The sequence below is a fragment of the Roseomonas sp. CECT 9278 genome, assembly GCF_918698155.1.
Classification (GTDB): Bacteria; Pseudomonadota; Alphaproteobacteria; order Acetobacterales; family Acetobacteraceae; genus Neoroseomonas.
In genome coordinates this window covers 1-18,115 of record NZ_CAKKLX010000021.1, presented here as the reverse complement: position 1 = coordinate 18,115, position 18,115 = coordinate 1, and the positions used below count along the sequence as shown (strand labels likewise).

The 18,115-nt window shown below is 71.4% G+C and carries 15 protein-coding genes and 1 pseudogene; all 16 read left to right on the top strand.

Going from position 1 to position 18,115, the window contains the following annotated elements; translation table 11 throughout:
• Positions 1-147 precede the first annotated feature (147 nt).
• Positions 148-759 carry a 2-vinyl bacteriochlorophyllide hydratase gene (gene bchF, locus LQ222_RS14705; RefSeq protein ID WP_230167528.1) on the top strand — a complete coding sequence of 204 codons (612 nt, stop codon included), beginning with the start codon at positions 148-150 and terminating at the stop codon, positions 757-759.
• Positions 759-2,030 (top strand): ferredoxin:protochlorophyllide reductase (ATP-dependent) subunit N, encoded by a 1,272-nt coding sequence (locus tag LQ222_RS14700; protein WP_230167526.1) that lies wholly within the window; start codon positions 759-761, stop codon positions 2,028-2,030. Before bchF ends, LQ222_RS14700 begins: the two co-directional genes overlap by 1 nt.
• A gap of 4 nt (positions 2,031-2,034) precedes the next feature.
• On the top strand, positions 2,035-3,552 hold the full coding sequence (gene bchB, locus LQ222_RS14695) for a ferredoxin:protochlorophyllide reductase (ATP-dependent) subunit B (RefSeq protein WP_230167524.1): 1,518 nt from the start codon (positions 2,035-2,037) through the stop codon (positions 3,550-3,552).
• 10 nt (positions 3,553-3,562) lie between these two features.
• Complete coding sequence (locus LQ222_RS14690; protein WP_230167523.1) at positions 3,563-7,153, top strand: magnesium chelatase subunit H; 3,591 nt, start codon at positions 3,563-3,565, stop codon at positions 7,151-7,153.
• Positions 7,150-8,061, top strand: a complete 912-nt coding sequence (gene bchL, locus LQ222_RS14685) for a ferredoxin:protochlorophyllide reductase (ATP-dependent) iron-sulfur ATP-binding protein (protein WP_230167521.1) — start codon at positions 7,150-7,152, stop codon at positions 8,059-8,061. The genes LQ222_RS14690 and bchL overlap by 4 nt, the downstream gene beginning before the upstream one ends.
• Position 8,062: 1 nt before the next feature.
• Positions 8,063-8,758 carry a magnesium protoporphyrin IX methyltransferase gene (gene bchM / locus LQ222_RS14680; protein ID WP_230167519.1) on the top strand — a complete coding sequence of 232 codons (696 nt, stop codon included), beginning with the start codon at positions 8,063-8,065 and terminating at the stop codon, positions 8,756-8,758.
• Positions 8,755-10,191 carry a BCD family MFS transporter gene (locus LQ222_RS14675; RefSeq protein ID WP_230167517.1) on the top strand — a complete coding sequence of 479 codons (1,437 nt, stop codon included), beginning with the start codon at positions 8,755-8,757 and terminating at the stop codon, positions 10,189-10,191. The genes bchM and LQ222_RS14675 overlap by 4 nt, the downstream gene beginning before the upstream one ends.
• A 17-nt stretch (positions 10,192-10,208) precedes the next feature.
• Positions 10,209-10,991 (top strand): photosynthetic reaction center subunit H, encoded by a 783-nt coding sequence (gene puhA, locus LQ222_RS14670; RefSeq protein ID WP_230167515.1) that lies wholly within the window; start codon positions 10,209-10,211, stop codon positions 10,989-10,991.
• Positions 10,988-11,662 carry a photosynthetic complex putative assembly protein PuhB gene (gene puhB, locus LQ222_RS14665; protein WP_230167513.1) on the top strand — a complete coding sequence of 225 codons (675 nt, stop codon included), beginning with the start codon at positions 10,988-10,990 and terminating at the stop codon, positions 11,660-11,662. The genes puhA and puhB overlap by 4 nt, the downstream gene beginning before the upstream one ends.
• A gap of 20 nt (positions 11,663-11,682) precedes the next feature.
• Positions 11,683-12,129 carry a photosynthetic complex assembly protein PuhC gene (puhC, locus tag LQ222_RS14660; RefSeq protein ID WP_230167511.1) on the top strand — a complete coding sequence of 149 codons (447 nt, stop codon included), beginning with the start codon at positions 11,683-11,685 and terminating at the stop codon, positions 12,127-12,129.
• Positions 12,130-12,132: 3 nt separating this feature from the next.
• Positions 12,133-12,453, top strand: coding sequence for a hypothetical protein (locus LQ222_RS14655; RefSeq protein WP_230167509.1), 321 nt, complete (start codon positions 12,133-12,135; stop codon positions 12,451-12,453).
• Positions 12,453-13,553: a magnesium-protoporphyrin IX monomethyl ester (oxidative) cyclase gene (gene acsF, locus LQ222_RS14650; RefSeq protein WP_230167507.1), complete on the top strand. Its 1,101-nt coding sequence runs from the start codon at positions 12,453-12,455 to the stop codon at positions 13,551-13,553. Before LQ222_RS14655 ends, acsF begins: the two co-directional genes overlap by 1 nt.
• Positions 13,554-13,574: 21 nt before the next feature.
• A complete protein-coding gene (gene puhE / locus LQ222_RS14645) occupies positions 13,575-14,645 on the top strand; it encodes a putative photosynthetic complex assembly protein PuhE (RefSeq protein ID WP_230167505.1) in 1,071 nt (356 codons plus the stop codon).
• A 109-nt stretch (positions 14,646-14,754) separates the two neighbouring features.
• Complete coding sequence (hemA, locus tag LQ222_RS14640) at positions 14,755-15,966, top strand: 5-aminolevulinate synthase (protein ID WP_230167503.1); 1,212 nt, start codon at positions 14,755-14,757, stop codon at positions 15,964-15,966.
• Positions 15,966-17,069, top strand: coding sequence for a magnesium chelatase ATPase subunit I (bchI, locus tag LQ222_RS14635; protein ID WP_256444032.1), 1,104 nt, complete (start codon positions 15,966-15,968; stop codon positions 17,067-17,069). The genes hemA and bchI overlap by 1 nt, the downstream gene beginning before the upstream one ends.
• Positions 17,066-18,115, top strand: a pseudogene (gene bchD / locus LQ222_RS14630) (magnesium chelatase ATPase subunit D); the annotation flags it as partial. The gene bchI and the pseudogene bchD, both read left to right, overlap by 4 nt.

Sequence of the window (18,115 nt, the reverse complement as noted above, 5' to 3'; positions counted from 1 at the left end):
CCAGCACCACTGGGCGGGAGGGGCGAGTGAGACGATGCGGCAGGCGAAACGCAACCCCACGGACTTCCTCCCCCGGCGCGCGGGTCCATGACGGACGCCGCGGCGCCACCCACCAAGCCCACGATCCGTGCGCAAGGATGTCAAGAAATGCAAACATCCAGGCGTAGTGCCGGGCTGTTCGATGCTCTCGATTGCTCACCTTGGGGCGCGACAGCGGGCCGCAAGGCACGGGCCGGGGCCGACCATCGGCCGCTCTATACGCCCGAGGAACGGGTGCGGCGGGACCATTCCGGCTGGACGCTGGTGCAGGGCATCCTCGCGCCGGTGCAGTTCGCCGTGTTCCTCGTGAGCCTCGGGCTGGTGCTGCGCTTCCTGCTGACCGGCGAGGGGCTGGCGGCGGCGACCTGGTCGGTGGTCGCCAAGACCTGCCTGCTCTACGCCATCATGGTCACCGGATCGATCTGGGAGAAGGAGGTGTTCGGCCGCTGGCTGTTCGCCCCGGCCTTCTTCTGGGAGGACGTGTTCAGCATGGTCGTGCTGGCGCTGCACACCGCGTATCTGTGGGTGGTGCTGGCGGGCATCGGCGACGGCCGGGCGCAGATGATGCTCGCGCTGGCGGCCTATGCCGCCTACGTGTTCAACGCGGCGCAGTTCCTGATGAAGCTGCGCGCCGCACGGCGCGACGAGGCGCTGCAGGCGGCGCGGCGCGACGAGGCACGCTGGCGCGACGGCCACGGCGTGGCGCCGGGAGCCGCCTGATGGATGGCCTCGCCGCAGGGCCGGGCTGCGGCGAGGCGCCTGTCCTGCGCGAGCGCGGCCATCGCGAGGTCTTCTGCGGCCTGACCGGCATCATCTGGCTGCACCGCAAGATCCAGGACGCCTTTTTCCTGGTGGTCGGCAGCCGCACCTGCGCCCACCTGCTGCAGTCGGCCGCCGGCGTGATGATCTTCGCCGAGCCGCGCTTCGCCACCGCCATCATCGACGAGCGCGACCTGGCCGGCATGTCCGACGCCAATGACGAGCTGGATCGCGTGGTGACGCGCCTGATCGAACGCCGCCCCGATATCCGCATGCTGTTCCTGGTGGGGTCCTGCCCGTCGGAAGTCATCAAGCTGGATCTCTCGCGCGCGGCGCAGCGGCTGTCGAAGCAGTTCAGCCCCGCGGTGCGGGTGCTGAACTATTCGGGCAGCGGGATCGAGACGACCTTCACCCAGGGCGAGGATGCCTGCCTCGCGGCCCTGGTGCCCGAGATGCCGGCCGAGCCCGGTTCCGCGCGCTCCCTGCTGGTGGTGGGCGCGCTGGCCGAGGTGGTCGAGGACCAGTTCCTGCGCCTGTTCGCGGCGCTGGGCGTCGGGCCGGTGCGCTTCCTGCCCTCGCGCCGCGCCGCCGAGTTGCCGGCGGTGGGCGAGGGGACCCGCATGCTGCTGGCGCAGCCCTTCCTGGCCGAGACGGCGCGCCTGCTGGAAGCCCGCGGCGCGCAGCGACTCGCCGCCCCGTTTCCGTTGGGCGCCGAGGGCACCACCGCCTGGCTGCGCGCGGCCGCGCGCGCCTGGGGTGTCGATGACGCGACCTTCGATGCGGTGGTCGCGCCAGGCCAGGCGCGCGCCCGCGCCGCCATCTCCCAACGCGCCGAACGCCTTGCGGGCAAGTCGATCTTCTTCTTTCCCGACTCGCAGCTCGAGATCCCGCTGGCGCGCTTCCTGGCGCGCGAATGCGGCATGGTGCTGACCGAGGTCGGCACGCCCTACCTGCACCGCCAGCACCTGGCCGAGGAGCTGGCGCTGCTGCCGGCCGGCACGATGCTGTCGGAGGGCCAGCATGTGGACCGGCAGCTCGACCGCTGCCGCGCGGCACAGCCGGACCTCACCGTCTGCGGCCTGGGCCTCGCGAATCCGCTGGAGGCCGAGGGCCTCACCACCAAATGGGCGATCGAACTGGTCTTCACGCCGATCCAGGGCTTCGAGCAGGCGGGCGACCTGGCGGAACTGTTCGCACGGCCGCTGGTGCGCCGCGCCAGGCTGATGGTGTAGCGCCATGGAACTCGCGGTCTGGACCTATGAGGGGCCGCCGCATGTCGGGGCGATGCGCATCGCCACCGCCATGGAGGGCGTGCACTACGTGCTGCACGCCCCGCAGGGCGACACCTATGCCGACCTGCTGTTCACCATGATCGAGCGGCGCTCCAAGCGCCCGCCGGTGACCTACACCTCCTTCCAGGCGCGCGACCTCGGTGGCGATACGGCGGAACTGTTCATGGAGGCGGCGCGCGATGCCTATGCGCGCTTCAAGCCGCAGGCGATGCTGGTGGGCGCGTCCTGCACGGCGGAACTGATCCAGGACGATCCGGGCGGGCTGGCCAAGACGCTGGGGCTGCCGGTGCCGGTGGTGCCGTTGGAACTGCCATCCTACCAGAAGAAGGAAAACTGGGGCGCGGCGGAGACCTTCTACCGCCTGGTGCGCGCCTGCGCCGGGCCGCGGCTGCCACGCGCCGAGGGTGCGGCGCCGCGCGCCAACATCCTGGGGCCGACGGCGCTGGGCTTCCGCCATCGCGACGACGTGGCCGAGGTGACGCGGCTGCTCGGGCGGCTCGGTATCGCGGTGAACGTGGTGGCGCCGATGGGCGCGTCGCCGGCGGACCTCGCGCAGCTCGGCGCGGCCGATGTGAATGTCGTGCTGTATCCCGAGACGGCCGGCGCCGCGGCGGCCTTCCTGCAACGCCAGCACGGCATCCCGGCGACGAAGATCGTGCCGATCGGCGTGGGCGCGACCCGCGACTTCATCGCGGAAGTGGCCGGGCTGGTGGGCGTGGATGCCAGCGGGCTGCTCGCCGAGGCGGCGTCACGCCTGCCGTGGTACTCGCGGTCGGTCGACAGCACCTATCTCACGGGCAAGCGCGTCTTCGTCTTCGGCGATGCGACGCATGCCGTGGCCGCCGCGCGCATCGCAGCGGAGGAGCTCGGCTTCGCCGTGGTGGGCCTGGGCACCTACACCCGCGAATATGCCCGCGAGGTCCGCGAGGCGGCCAAGGCCCATGGCATCGAGGCGCTGGTCACCGACGACTACCTGAAGGTCGAGGAAGCCATCGCGGCGCTGCGGCCGGAGCTGGTGCTCGGCACGCAGATGGAGCGCCACATCGCCAAGCGGCTCGGCATTCCCTGCGCGGTCATCTCGGCGCCGGTGCATGTGCAGGATTTCCCCGCGCGCTATTCGCCGCAGATGGGCTTCGAGGGTGCGAACGTCATCTTCGACACCTGGGTGCATCCGCTGATGATGGGGCTGGAGGAACATCTGCTCGGCATGTTCCGCGAGGATTTCGAATTCGGCGACGGTGCGGCGCCTTCGCATCTGGGTCATGCGCCCGCACCCGCACCCGCGCCGGTGGCCGCCGGCCCCGCCGCCTGGGCCGCGGAAGCCGAGAGCGAGCTGAAGAAGATCCCGTTCTTCGTGCGCGGCAAGGCCCGTCGCAACACCGAGACCTTCGCCCGCGAACGTGGCCTGGCGACCATCACCCTCGAGACGCTGTATGATGCAAAAGCGCATTTCTCCCGCTGAGCGCGCGCCCATGCGGGCCGCGTCCCACGCCGCGCCGGTGCGAATCGTGCTGGTCACGATGGACAGCCACCTGGCGCGCGCCGCCGATCGTGCGGCCGCGGCGCTGAAGCGCGAGATCCCCGGCCTGCGCTTCGTGGTGCATGCGGCGGAGGACTGGGCGAGCAACGAGGTCGCCCTGGCCGCCTGCCGCGCCGACATCGCGCAGGGCGACATCATCATCGCGACCATGCTGTTCCTCGACGAGCACATCCGCGCCGTGCTGCCGGCGCTCGCGGCGCGCCGGCCGGATTGCGACGCGATGCTGTGCTGCCTGTCGGCCGGCGAGGTGGTGAAGCTGACCAGGCTCGGCCGCTTCGACATGTCGGCGGAAGCGCGCGGCATCCTGGGGCTGCTGAAGCGGCTGCGCGGGGCGAAGGGGAAGGGCAATGCCTCCTCCGGTGCCGGGCAGATGCGGATGCTGCGCGAATTGCCGAAGCTGCTGCGCTTCATTCCCGGCACGGCGCAGGACGTGCGGGCCTATTTCCTCGGCCTGCAATACTGGCTGGCGGGCACCGAGGAGAACCTCGGCAACATGCTGCGCCTGCTGGTGAACCGCTACGCGACCGGTCCGCGCGCGGTGCTGGCGGGATCGCTGAAGGTGGCGGCGCCGCTGCACTACCCGGATGTCGGGCTGTACCACCCGCGCGCGAAGGGCCGCATCGTGGAGCGGCTGGACGCGCTGCCGCGCGAGGGCCGCGCCGGCACCGTCGGGCTGCTGGTGATGCGGTCCTACCTGCTGGCCGACAATGCCGCGCATTACGACGCAGTGATCGCCGCGCTTGAGGCGCGGGGGCTGCGCGTGGTGCCGGCCTTCGCCAGCGGACTGGACCAGCGCCCGGCGATCGAGCAGTTCTTCCTGAAGGACGGCCGCGCCACGGTCGATGCCGTGGTGTCGCTGACCGGGTTCTCGCTGGTCGGCGGCCCAGCCTACAACGACGCGCATGCCGCCGAGACGATCCTGGCGCGGTTGGATGTGCCCTACCTCGCGGCGCATCCGCTGGAATTCCAGACCATCGCGCAATGGCAGGCCGATGCGCGGGGCCTGACGCCGGTCGAGGCCACCATGATGGTGGCGATCCCGGAACTGGACGGCGCCATCGCGCCGATCACCTTCGGCGGCCGCGCCGGCGTGGCAGGCGAGGGGCGCGGCGACATGGCGCCCCATGCCGAGCGCGTGGGGATGCTGGCGGCGCGCGTGGCGAAGCTGGTCGAGCTGCGGCGCACCGAACGCGCGGCGCGGCGCGTGGCGATCGTGCTGTTCAACTTCCCGCCCAATGCCGGGGCGACCGGCACCGCGGCCTACCTTTCGGTGTTCGAATCGCTGCACCGGACGCTGGGCGCGATGAAGGCCGCCGGCTACACGCTGGACGTGCCGCAGGATGTCGCGGCGCTGCGCCGCGTGGTGCTCGAGGGCAATGCCGCGCGCTACGGCGCGCCCTGCAATGTCGAGGCGCGCATCCCGGCCGACGACCACGTGCGCCGCGAGCCGCACCTGGCCGAGATCGAGAAGACCTGGGGTCCCGCACCTGGCCGGGTGCAGACCGATGGCACGTCGATCCTCGTGCACGGGCTGCGGCTCGGCAATGTGTTCATCGGCATCCAGCCGGCCTTCGGCTGGGAAGGCGACCCGATGCGCCTGCTGTTCGAGCGCGGCTTCGCGCCGACGCATGCCTTCTCCGCCTTCTATCGCTGGATGCGCGAGGATTTCGGCGCCCATGCCGTGCTGCATTACGGCATGCACGGCGCGCTGGAATTCATGCCGGGCAAGCAGACCGGCGTGTCCGGCGAGTGCTGGCCGGACCGGTTGATCGGCGACCTGCCCAACGTCAACCTGTACGCGTCCAACAACCCGTCCGAGGGGGCGCTGGCGAAGCGGCGCGCGGCGGCGACGCTGGTGTCCTACCTGACGCCGCCGGTGGCGCATGCCGGGCTGTACCGCGGGCTGCTCGACCTGAAGGCGTCGCTCGATCGCTGGCGCGGGCTGGCCCCGGAGACCGACCACGGCACGCGCGCCGCGCTCGCGGGGCTGATCCAGGCGCAGGCGTCGCAGGTGGATCTCGCGACCGCGGAGCCGGTCTGGGGCGACACCGCGGCGGCGCAGATCGGCGCGCTGGGCGGCGCGTTGCTCGAACTGGAATACGCGCTGATCCCGCAGGGGCTGCACATCGTGGGCGTGCCGCCGGATGCCCAGGCGCGGGCGCAGATGCTCGACGCCGCCGGCGTGACCGACCCGGCGCGGCGCGCCGAACTGGATGCGCTGCTGGCGCACGACCACGAGACACCGGCCATCCTGCACGCGCTGGATGGCGGCTTCATCCGCCCCGCACCTGGCGGCGACCTGCTGCGCAACACCGATGTGCTGCCGACCGGGCGCAACCTGCACGGCTTCGACCCGTTCCGCATTCCCTCTGCCTTCGCGGTGCAGGATGGCGCGCAGCAGGCCGAGCGCCTGTTGGCCCGCCATGTCCAGGACAGCGGCGCGCTGCCCGAGACGGTCGCGATCGTGCTCTGGGGCACCGACAACCTGAAGACCGAGGGCGGGCCGATCGCCCAGGCGCTGTGGCTGATGGGCGCCGAGCCGCGACACGACAGCTATGGCCGCCTGGCGGGCGCGCAGCTGGTGCCGCTGGAACGCCTGGGGCGCCCGCGCATCGATGCGATGGTGACGCTCTCGGGCATCTTCCGCGACCTGCTGCCGATGCAGACGAAGCTGCTGGCCGAGGCCGCGCTGATGGCCGCCGAGGCGGACGAGCCGCCGGCGATGAACTTCGTCCGCAAGCACGCGCTGGCCTTCATCGCGCAGCATGGCGGCACGATGGAGCAGGCGGCGCTGCGGGTGTTCGGCAATGCGGACGGCGCCTATGGCGCCAATGTCAACCACCTGCTCGACCAGGGCTGCTGGCAGGACGAGGATGAACTCGGCGACGCCTGGCAGAGGCGCAAGGGCTTCGCGTATGGCGTGGCCGGCCGGCCGGTGCGCCAGGACGCGGTGCTGCACCACATGCTCGGCACCGTCGAGGTGACGTACCAGAACCTCGACTCCGTGGAACTCGGCATCACCACGGTCGATCACTACTTCGACACGCTGGGCGGCATCAGCCGCGCGGTGCGCACCGCCCGCGGCCGCGACGCGGCGGTCTATGTCGGCGACCAGACGCGCGGCGAGGGCAAGGTGCGCACGGTCGCCGAGCAGGTCGCGCTCGAGACCCGCACCCGCGCGCTCAACCCAAAATGGTTCGAGCCGCTGCTGCAGCATGGCCACGAGGGCGTGCGCACGATCGAGGCGCAGGTGACGAACACGCTCGGCTGGTCGGCCACCACGGGGCAGGTCGCCCCCTGGGTCTACCAGCACCTGGCGCAGACCTACATGCTGGACGAACAGATGCGCCGGCGCCTGGCGGACTTGAACCCGACCGGCGCGGCGCGCATCGCGAACCGGCTGCTGGAGGCGCATGAGCGCCGCTACTGGCAGCCCAGTGCCGATGTCCTCGATGCGCTGCGGCGCGCGGGCGAGGAACTGGAAGACCGCATCGAAGGCATTTCCGAAGGGGTTCCTGCATGACCGTCGTGATGAACCCGCCGCCGATCCAGACGCTGTCGAGCCGCCGCGGCGATGGCGCCGGCAGCGTGCAGGTGCACATGGACACCATGGCCGCGGTCGGCACGGCGAAGGTGTTCGCGGTGTACGGCAAGGGCGGGATCGGCAAGTCCACCACGTCCTCGAACCTGGCGGTGGCCTTCTCCAAGATCGGCCGGCGTGTCCTGCAGATCGGCTGCGACCCCAAGCATGATTCCACCTTCACGCTGACCAAGCGCCTGATCCCGACGGTGATCGACGTGCTGGAAACGGTCGACTTCCACAGCGAGGAACTCCGCACCGAGGATTTCGTCTTCGAGGGCTACAACGGCGTGCTCTGCGTCGAGGCCGGCGGCCCGCCCGCGGGCACGGGCTGCGGCGGCTACGTGGTCGGCCAGACGGTGAAGCTGCTGAAGGAGCACCACCTGCTCGACGAGACCGACGTGGTGATCTTCGACGTGCTGGGCGACGTGGTCTGCGGCGGCTTCGCATCCCCCCTGCTGCATGCCGACCGCGGCATCGTGGTGGCGGCGAACGACTTCGACAGCATCTTCGCGATGAACCGCATCGTCGCCGCCATCAAGGCGAAGTCGAAGAACTACCCGGTGCGGCTGGGGGGTGTGATCGTCAACCGCTCCGCCGCCACCGACCAGGTCGAGAAGTTCAACAAGGCGACCGGGATGAAGACCCTGGCGCATTTCCCCGACCTCGATGCGATCCGCCGGTCGCGGCTGAAGAAGGCGACCCTGTTCGAGATGGAGGCGACGCCCGAGATGGCGGCGGTGCAGGCGGAATACATCCGGCTCGCGGAATCGCTCTGGGCCGGTGTGGATCCGCTGGAGGCGGAACCGCTCAAGGATCGCGACATCTTCGACCTGCTGGGATTCGACTGAGATGAGCGGCAGCACCTGGCAGGCCCGGCGGACCCAGATCGAGACCTATTTCGATCGCACCGCGTCCGAGACCTGGAAGCGGCTCACATCGGACGCCCCGGTCTCGGGCATCCGCGCGACGGTGCGTGCGGGGCGCGATGCGATGCGCGCCACGCTGCTGTCCTGGCTGCCCGACGACATGCGCGGGCTGCGGCTGCTCGATGCCGGCTGCGGCACCGGGGCGCTGGCGGTGGAAGCGGCGCATCGCGGTGCGCAGGTGGTGGCGATCGATGTCTCGCGCTCGCTCATTCAGGTGGCGCGCGAACGCGCCGGCACGGCGGCGGGTGCCATCCGCTTCGAGGTCGGCGACATGCTCGACCCGTATCTGGGTGACTTCGACCATGTCGTCGCGATGGACAGCCTGATCCATTACCGCGCGCCGGATGCGGTGCGGGCGCTGGCGGGCCTGGCGGCGCGCACCCGCGGGTCGATGCTGTTCACCTTCGCGCCGCGCACGCCGCTGCTGGCGGCGATGCACACGGTCGGGCGCATCTTCCCGCGCGGCGACCGCGCGCCGGCGATCGAGCCGGTGGCCGAGGCCGCGCTGCGCCGGCTGATCCAGGGCGAACGCGCCCTGGCCGGCTTCGCGCCGCGCCAGACCAGGCGCATCGCCAGCGGCTTCTACACCTCCCAGGCGATGGAGCTGGCGGCGCGATGACCGGCCTGAATGCCCGTATCGCGCGTGTCTGGACGAAGGTCGGCCACGACCTGCTGCCCTTCGCCGACGAGCATACCGGCGATCTGCCGTGGTCGCGCCTGTTCCGGCTGTCGCTGTTCCAGATCTCCTGCGGCATGTCGATGGTGCTGCTGATCGGCACGCTGAACCGGGTGATGATCGTCGAGCTCGGCGTCTCGGCCGGGCTGGTGGCGACGATGGTGGCGCTGCCGCTGGTCTTCGCGCCGCTGCGGGCGCTGATCGGCTTCCGGTCGGACACCTATCGCTCGGTGCTGGGCTGGCGGCGGGTGCCGTATTTCTGGCTGGGCAGCGTCATCCAGTTCGGCGGGCTGGCGATGATGCCCTTCGCGCTCATCATCCTGTCGGGCGACACCTGGGCCGACCCGTGGGTGGCGCATGTCTGCGCGGCGATCGCCTTCCTGATGGTGGGGGCGGGGCTGCACACGACGCAGACGGTCGGCCTGGCGCTGGCCACCGACCTGGTGCCGGAACGCGCGCAGCCCAACGTGGTCGCGCTGCTGTCGATGATGCTGCTGGCCGGCATGGTGCTGGCGGCGATCACCTTCGGCCTGCTGCTGGCGGAATTCAGCCAACTGCGGCTGATCCAGCTGATCCAGGGCGTGGCGGCCGCGACGCTGGTGCTGAACTTCGTCGCGGTGTGGAAGCAGGAGGCGCTGGACCCCTCGCGCACCACCGGCCTGCAGAAGAACGAGCCCGGCTTCATCGAGAGCTTCCACGCCCTGTGCCGCACCGGCCCGTGGCATCGGCGCCTGGTGATGATCGGCTTCGGCACCGCGGGCTTCGCGATGCAGGACGTGCTGCTGGAACCCTATGGTGGCCAGGTGCTGGGCCTGGGCGTCGGCGCGACCACGGGGCTCACCGCGCTGATGGCGGGCGGCGGCATGATCGGCTTCATCCTGGCGGCGCGCTGGCTGTCGGGCGGGCAGGATCCCTATCGCATCTGCGGCTATGGCGCGCTGACCGGCGTGGGCGGCTTCGCCCTGGTGATCTTCGCCGGCGCGACGGGGTCGACCTTCCTGTTCGCCGCGGGCACCGCCTGCATCGGCCTGGGCGCGGGCTTCTTCGCCCATGCCACGCTGACCGCCTGCATGCGCGCGGCGCCGCCGGAACGCACCGGCCTGGCGCTCGGCTTGTGGGGCGCGGTGCAGGCCACCTGCGGCGGCGCGGCCATCGCCCTGGGCGGAGTGCTGCGCGATGGCGTCTCGGCGCTGGCGGAACGCGGCCTGCTGGGTGCGAACCTGGAAGGCCCGGTCACCGGCTACGTCACGGTCTATGCGATCGAGATCGCGCTGTTGTTCGCCACCATCGCCGCGGTCGGGCCCCTCGTGGCCCGCGTGCGGCCGACCCTCACCACCCGGACCGGCGCCGCCGATCCGGCATCCGTCCGACCCTGAACGAAGCGGAGGCCAGCATGCCCACGCCACCACCCACCCCGGTGTTTCTCGACCTCGCGGCGCTGTCGCTGTATGTGTTCTTCGCGTTCTTCGCGGGGCTCATCTACTACCTGCATCGCGAGAACAAGCGGGAGGGCTACCCACTGGTCCCGGACCGTTCGGACCGGCCGAATTTCGGCCCCATCCACGGCTTCGGCGAGACGCCGGCGCCCAAGGTGTTCCGCCTGCATCATCCGCCGGGCGCGACCGTCACCCAGGGCGCGCAGCCCGAGCGCGACATCTCCGCGCTGGTGATCGAGGATCCGTACAACGGCACGCCCATCACGCCGATCGGCGATGCGATGCGCGATGGCGTCGGCGCGGCCTCCTATGCCATGCGGCCCGACGTGCCGGACCTTGCCTACGACGACAACCTGCCCAAGATCGTTCCGCTGCGCGCCGCCCCCGGCTGGCACGTGGCGGCCGAGGACCCCAACCCGATCGGGCGCAGCGTCACGACGCTGGATGGCGAGCTGGCGGGCACGGTGGTCGATCTCTGGGTCGACCGGTCGGAATTCGTCCTGCGCTACCTCGAGGTGGAGGCCGTCGGCCGCCATCGCGTGCTGGTGCCGATGTTCCTCGCGACCATCAATGATGACGGCGATGTGCGCGTGGTGTCGGTGACCGCCGCGCAGCTGGCCGCGGCGCCGCGGACCAGGCTGCCCGAACAGGTCACCCTGCTCGAGGAAGACATGATCGGCGGCTATTTCGGCGGTGGCCATCTGCACGCCACGCCCGAGCGCAGCGAGCCTTGCCTGTGAGCGCCGCCCCGACGCACCCGACGGTCACCGAGCACGGCTTCGAGCCCGTGCCCGGCCTGCCGGAGCGCCTGCCGGATGGCGAGACGCTGCTGTGGCAGGGCCGCCCCGGCTGGCGCGGCCTGGCGCGCGGGGCGCTGCACGTGCGTGCCATCGCGGCGTATTTCGCGCTGGTCGCCGGTTGGCAGGCTGCATCGGTCGCGACGGCGGGCGGCAATCTGTTCGACATGCTGGCCGCGGCCGGCGTGATGATGGCGATCGGCGCCATGCCGATCGCCTTCCTGATGGCCTATGCCTGGATGGCGGCGCGCGGCGCGGTGTATTCGATCACCAGCCGCCGCGTCGTGATGCGCGTGGGCGTGGCGCTGCCGGTCACCATCAACCTGCCCTTCGCGATGATCGACCGCGCCGCGCTGTCGCGCCGTGCGGATGGCAGCGGGGACCTGGTGCTGCGGCTGGCGGGCAGGCAGCGCGCGTCCTGGATCGCGCTGTGGCCGCATTGCCGCCCGTGGCGCGTCACGCGGCCCGAACCCATGCTGCGCGCATTGCCGGATGCGGAGGCCGCGGCGCAGATCCTAGGTCGCGCACTGGCCGCCGCGGCCTCGATGCCGGTCTCGCCGATTGCCGCTGCGCCGCGGGCTGCCGCGCGTGCCGGCGCCGAGGCCATGGCCTAGTCTTACAAGGAAGCCGCCCCATGTCCCGCACCATGCGCCATGATGTTTTCGGCAAGGGCCCGTTGCTCGGCATGGGCGTCGCCATCCTGGCGGCGGTGGGGCTGACGGTCGCGCCCCTGCCGTCCGTGCGCGGGCCCGACAGCGCCGCCGTGGTGCGCAGCGAACGCAGCTTCGTCGCCACCGATCGCGGCGATGGCGCGGTGGTCCTGACCGATTCCGCCACCGGGCGCGACGTGCTGCTGCTGGCGCCGGGCGAGGACGGCTTCCTGCGCGGCACGCTGCGCGGCCTGGCACGCGATCGCCGCCTGCGCGACATCGGGCCCGAGGCGCCCTTCCGCCTGGTTGCCTGGAGCGACGGGCGGCTTACGCTGGACGACACGGCGACAGGCCGGCGTCTGGATCTGCTGGCCTTCGGCCAGACGCAGGTGGACGCCGCCGCGCGCCTCCTGCCCATCGGGGAGAAATAGAACATGACGACGAAAGGCAATGGCTGGCCGCGCTGGCTGGGCGGACCCTCGACGCTGGAGGTTCCCTGCACCGTCGAGATCGAACGCAGCTTCGACAGCTTCCACGCCTATGCGGTGCCCGAGGGCGTCGACCTGCGCCCGGGTGATCGCGTGGTGGTGCACGGCACGCCCGACCGCGTGGCCTTCGGCGAGAAGATGACCTTCGAGACGCGCGCCACCGTCTATCGCGCCGGCCCGCTGACGCGGTTCTGGACGCAGTGGGTGGCGATCTTCGAACTGACCGAGCTGTACCACTGCGGCTTCGAGCCGAAGGAAGCCGCGTGATGGAGGCCCTCGTGCTCGGCGCGGCCGATGAGCTGCCGCTCGGAACCAAGCAGGGATCCTCCGCCGCCGCGACGCGCATGGCGCTGACCGAGACGGTGCTGAGCCCGCGCTTCTACACCACCGATTTCGCCGCCATGGACAAGGTCGATGTCGAGCCGCTGCGCGCGCAGTGGGACCGGCTGATGGACGAGTTCCGCGCCGACCCGAACAAGGGGCATTTCGTCCGCAACGAGGATTTCGACAGGTTCGACCTGAGCAGCCTTCCCGAAGGGCTGCAGAAGGAGCTGGTCGAATTCCTGGTCAGCAGCGTCACCGCCGAATTCTCGGGCTGCGTGCTCTATGCCGAGATCAAGAAGCGCGTCACGAACCCCGACATCAAGGAGCTGTTCGCCGTGATGGCCCGCGATGAAAGCCGCCATGCCGGCTTCATCAACGACAGCCTGAAGGACATCGGCGTCGGCGTGGACCTCGGCTTCCTCACCCGGTCCAAGAAGTACCACTACTTCCAGCCGAAGTTCATCTTCTATGCGACCTATCTCAGCGAGAAGATCGGCTACGCCCGCTACATCACGATCTTCCGGCAGTTCGAGAAGCACCCCGAGCTGCGCTTCCACCCGATCTTCCAGTGGTTCGAGAAGTGGTGCAACGACGAGTTCCGCCACGGCGAGGCCTTCGCCCTGCTGATGCGCGCCAACCCGTCGCTGGTCAGCGGCGGCAATGTCTGGTGGTGCCGCTTCTTCCAGCTCGCGGTCTTCGCCACGATGTACGTGCGCGACCATGCCCGGCCGGAATTCCACAAGGCGCTCGGCATGACGCCGACCGACTACGACATGCGGGTCTTCCGCATCAGCGAGGAGATCTGCCGCCAGGTCTTCCCCGCCACGCTCGACATCGACCATCCGGGTTTCCTGCGGGACATGGAACGGCTGCGCGTCCTGGCGGAATCGATGGCCGCGGCGAAGGCGCGGGGCGGTGTCGTCGGCACCGTCAAGCGCGCCGGCATGACCGTGGCGGCGGGTGTGACCTTCCTGCGCGCCCTGCTGCGGCGGCCACGCCGGCACGACCTGCCCGCCGACGCCCGCCTGGCGCCGGCCTGGTAGGGCAGGGAGGACGCGCGCCACATGGCCGCCATCGGCATCCCGGTCCTGGTCACGATCTTCGCCTGGTGGTTCAGCACCGGGCTGATCCTGCTGCTGGACGGGTTGCGGCGCGAGACCTTCCGCCGGTCGATGGCCTTCGCGACCGCCTTCCTCATGGCCGCGCTGGTCGGCATCTGGGGCCTGCGCGACGAGGCGACGGTGGCGGGCGCCTATCTCGGCTTCCTCTGCGGGCTCGCGGTCTGGGGCTGGATCGAATTGTCCTTCCTGACCGGCGTGATCACCGGGCCGGTGCGCACGCCCTGCCCACCGGGGCTGTCGGGCGCGCGGCGCGTGCTGGCGGCGATCGGCGTGATCCTGTGGCACGAACTGGCCATCATCGGCGGCGCGGCGGCGATCGTGGCGCTGTCCTGGGGTGCGGCGAACCAGGTGGCGGCCTGGACCTTCGCGATCCTGTGGGTGATGCGGCAGTCGACCAAGATCAACATCTTCCTGGGTGCGCGAAACACCGGGGAAGTCTTCCTGCCCGACCACCTGCGCTACATCGGATCCTACTTCCGGCACCGGTCGATGAACCTGCTGTTCCCGGTCTCGGTCATGGCCGCGACGCTGTTCTGCGCCTGGCTGTTCCATCATGCCTTCACGGCGGGTGCCACGCCGTTCGATGTCACCGCGGCCAGCCTGCTCGGCACGCTGGCGGCGCTGGCGGTGCTGGAGCACTGGTTCCTGATGATGCCGCTGCCGATCGAACGCCTGTGGCGCTGGGCGATGGATCGGCGGGAGGCCGCGGGCCGCCCGGCACCGCGCATGGCGGCGTGGGAATCCGGCCTGTCGGCGCCCTGCGACGCCGACCGCCTGGGCCGCCTGCTGAGCGATGTCGCGGACGGTGCCTATGGCCCGGTCGAGAGCCTGCGCGGCACGCTGCGCTCGCCCTCGGGCTGGGTGCAGTTCGACATGACCGAAGGGCGCGCGCGCGTCGCCTCCGTCACGCAGGGCGCCAATGCCGCGCCGCGGGTGGTCGCGGTCGGCGCCACCGGCGACCTGATGCGCCTGCGCGCGGCGCTGCTGGCCTGCCTGAGGCCGGCCGCGGCATGAGCCGCGTGCACGACATTCCGGGCCGCAGCCCGCACCGATATGGCATCGCGCCGCGCCGTCGCGCATGCTGGACAACCAAGGCGCAACAGAGCACCCGGGGGGTGACGCCATGAACTACGAAGCCTATTTCCGCGCGCAGCTCGACGGTCTCCGGCGCGAAGGCCGCTACCGCGTGTTTGCCGACATCGAGCGCCAGGCCGGCGCCTTCCCCCGCGCCATCCGCCACGATGCCGGCAAGACGCGCGAAGTGACCGTCTGGTGCTCGAACGACTACCTCGGGATGGGGCAGCACCCGAAGGTCCTGGCGGCGATGCACGAGGCGCTGGACCGCTACGGCGCCGGCGCCGGCGGCACGCGCAACATCTCCGGCACCAACCACGCGCATGTGCTGCTGGAACGCGAGCTCGCCGCGCTGCACGGCACCGAGGCCGCGTTGCTGTTCAACTCCGGCTACATGTCGAACTGGGCGTCGCTGTCGACGCTGGCCTCGCGCATGCCGGGCTGCGTGATCGTGTCCGACGAGATGAACCATGCCTCGATGATCGAGGGCATGCGCCATTCCCGCGCCGAGCGCCGCCTGTTCCGCCACAACGACGTGACCGACCTGCGCCGCGTGCTGTCGGAGCTCGACCCCAAGGCGCCGAAGCTGGTGGCCTTCGAAAGCGTCTATTCCATGGATGGCGACATCGCGCCGATCCACGCCATCTGCGACGTCGCCGAGGAATTCGGCGCCATGACCTATTGCGACGAGGTGCACGGCGTGGGTCTGTACGGCGCGACGGGTGGCGGTGTCACCGAACGCGACGGCGCCGCGCATCGCCTGACCGTCATCGAGGGCACGCTGGCCAAGGCCTTCGGCGTGATCGGCGGCTACATCGCCGGCACGCATGCGATGTGCGACTTCGTGCGGTCCTTTGCCTCGGGCTTCATCTTCTCGACCGCGCTGCCGCCGGCCGTCGCCGCCGGGGCGCGCGCCGCCATCGAGCACCTGCGCGCCAGCACGGCGGAACGCGAAAGGCTGCACGAACGCGCCGCCACCCTGCGCCGCCGGCTTGATGCGGTGGGCGTGCCGCACCTGCAGAATGACAGCCACATCGTGCCGGTGATGGTCTACGACCCGGTGATCTGCAAGAACATCTCGGACCTGCTGCTCGACGAGCACGGCGTCTATGTGCAGCCGATCAACTACCCGACCGTGCCGCGCGGCACGGAGCGGCTGCGCATCACGCCATCCCCGGTGCACAGCGACGCCGACATGGACCACCTGGTCGCGTCGCTCGAGGATGTCTGGGCGCGGTTCAGCCTGCGGCGCGCCGCCTGATGGATTCGCTTCCCGGCGATCACGGCCGGGGGCGCGGCGCGGCCGCCGTGTCGGCCCGCGCCAAGGCGCCGCGTGCCGCCCCCGCCGCCCGCGCACCCTATCCCTTCGCCGCGATCGTGGCGCAGGAGGAGATGCTGCGCGCGCTGCTGATCGCCGCCGTCGATGGCAGCATCGGCGGCGTGCTGGTGCTGGGCGACCGCGGCACCGGCAAGTCCACGGCGGTGCGCGCACTGGCGGCATTGCTGCCGGCCATGAAGGCGGTCGAGGGCTGCCGCTTCGGCTGCGATCCCGCCGACGCCGCCGCGCTGTGCGATGCCTGCCGCGCGCGCGGCCGCCTGCGCGCGATCGACACGCCGGTGCCGGTGGTCGACCTGCCCCTCGGCGCCACCGAGGACCGCGTGGCCGGCGCGCTCGACATCGAGCGCGCGCTGGCCGAGGGCGTGAAGGCCTTCGAGCCCGGGCTGCTCGCGCGCGCGCATCGCGGCTTCCTCTATATCGACGAGGTCAACCTGCTCGAGGACCACCTGGTCGACCTGCTGCTCGATGTCGCGGCCTCCGGCGAGAACCTGGTGGAGCGGGAAGGCATCTCGATCCGCCACCCCGCGCGCTTCGTGCTGGTGGGGTCCGGCAATCCGGAAGAAGGCGAACTGCGCCCGCAATTGCTCGATCGCTTCGGCCTGTGCGTCGAGGTCCGCACGCCGATGGACCTGCCGACCCGCATCGAGGTGATCCGCCGGCGCGATTCCTACGAACGCGACCACGCGGCCTTCTGCGCGGCGTGGGAGAAGGAACAGGCGAAGCTGCGCCGTCGCATCCTGGCCGCGCGGGCGCTGGTCGGCGCCATCGAGGTGCCGGATGCGGCGCTCGAACGCGCCGCGCAGCTGTGCATCGCGCTCGGGACGGATGGGCTGCGCGGGGAGCTCACGCTGATCCGCGCCGCGCGCGCCCATGCCGCGCTGGAAGGCCGCCCCGTGGTCGGCGATGCCGAACTGCGCGCTGTCGCGAGCCCGGCGCTGCGCCATCGCCTGCGGCGCAATCCGCTGGACGAGACCTCCTCCTCCACCCGCGTCGAGCGTGCGGTCCAGGAGATCTTCGGGCCGTGAGCGGCGCCGGCGACGGGCGCGCTTCGCCGCGCGCGGCGCCGGATCCGGCGGTGGTGGCAGACCAGCACGCCGCGGCGTTGCTGCTGGCGGTCGATCCCGTGGGCCTCGGCGGCGCCGTCCTGCGTGCCGCGCCCGGGCCGGAGCGCGATGGCTGGCTTGCGCTGCTGCGCGCCGCGCTCCCGCAGGGCTGCGCCTGGCGGCGGATGCCGGCCTCGGTGCCGGATTCGCGGCTGCTTGGCGGGCTGGACCTGGCGGCGACCCTCGCATCCGGGCGGCCTGTCGCCGAACGCGGCGTGCTGGCCGACACCGATGGCGGGGTGCTGCTGCTGGCAATGGCGGAACGCGCCGAACCCGGCATGGCCGCGCGCATCGCCGCGGTGATCGATGCGCGCGAGGTCGTGCTGGAACGCGATGGGCTGGCGCGGCGCCTGCCGGCCCGCTTCGGCCTGGTCGCGCTGGACGAGGGCATCGAGGATGAGGGGGTCGCCGCGGCGCTGCGCGATCGTCTCGCCTTCCATATCGCGCCCTTGCCGCCGACGCCGGGCGCTGCGCTGCCCGACATCGCTCAGGCACGCGCGCTGCTGCCGTCCGTGGCCGTGCCGCCGGAGGTGACGCAGGCGCTGTGCGGCGCGGCGGTGGCGCTCGGCATTGCCTCGCTGCGCGCGCCGATGCTGGCGCAGCGCGTCGCCATTGCCGCGGCGGCGCTGGCCGGGCGCGACACCGTGCTGGCCGAGGATGCCGCCCTCGCGGCCCGCCTGGTGCTGGCACCGCGCGCGACCCGCGTGCCGGAGGCCGAGACCCCGCCGGCGGAGGAACCGCCACCGCCCGAACAGGGCGATGCCGAGGACGCGCCCAAGGGCGAAAGCACCGATGCGCCGCTCGAGGATCGCGTGCTGGAGGCTGCGCGCGCCGTGCTGCCCGAGAACCTGCTGGCCGGTCTTGGCGCCGGATTGCGCGACGCGGCGCGGCGCGGGGCGCCCGATGGCCGCGCCGGCGCGCGCCACGCGACGCCGCTGCGGGGCCGTCCGGCCGGCACGCGCCAGGGC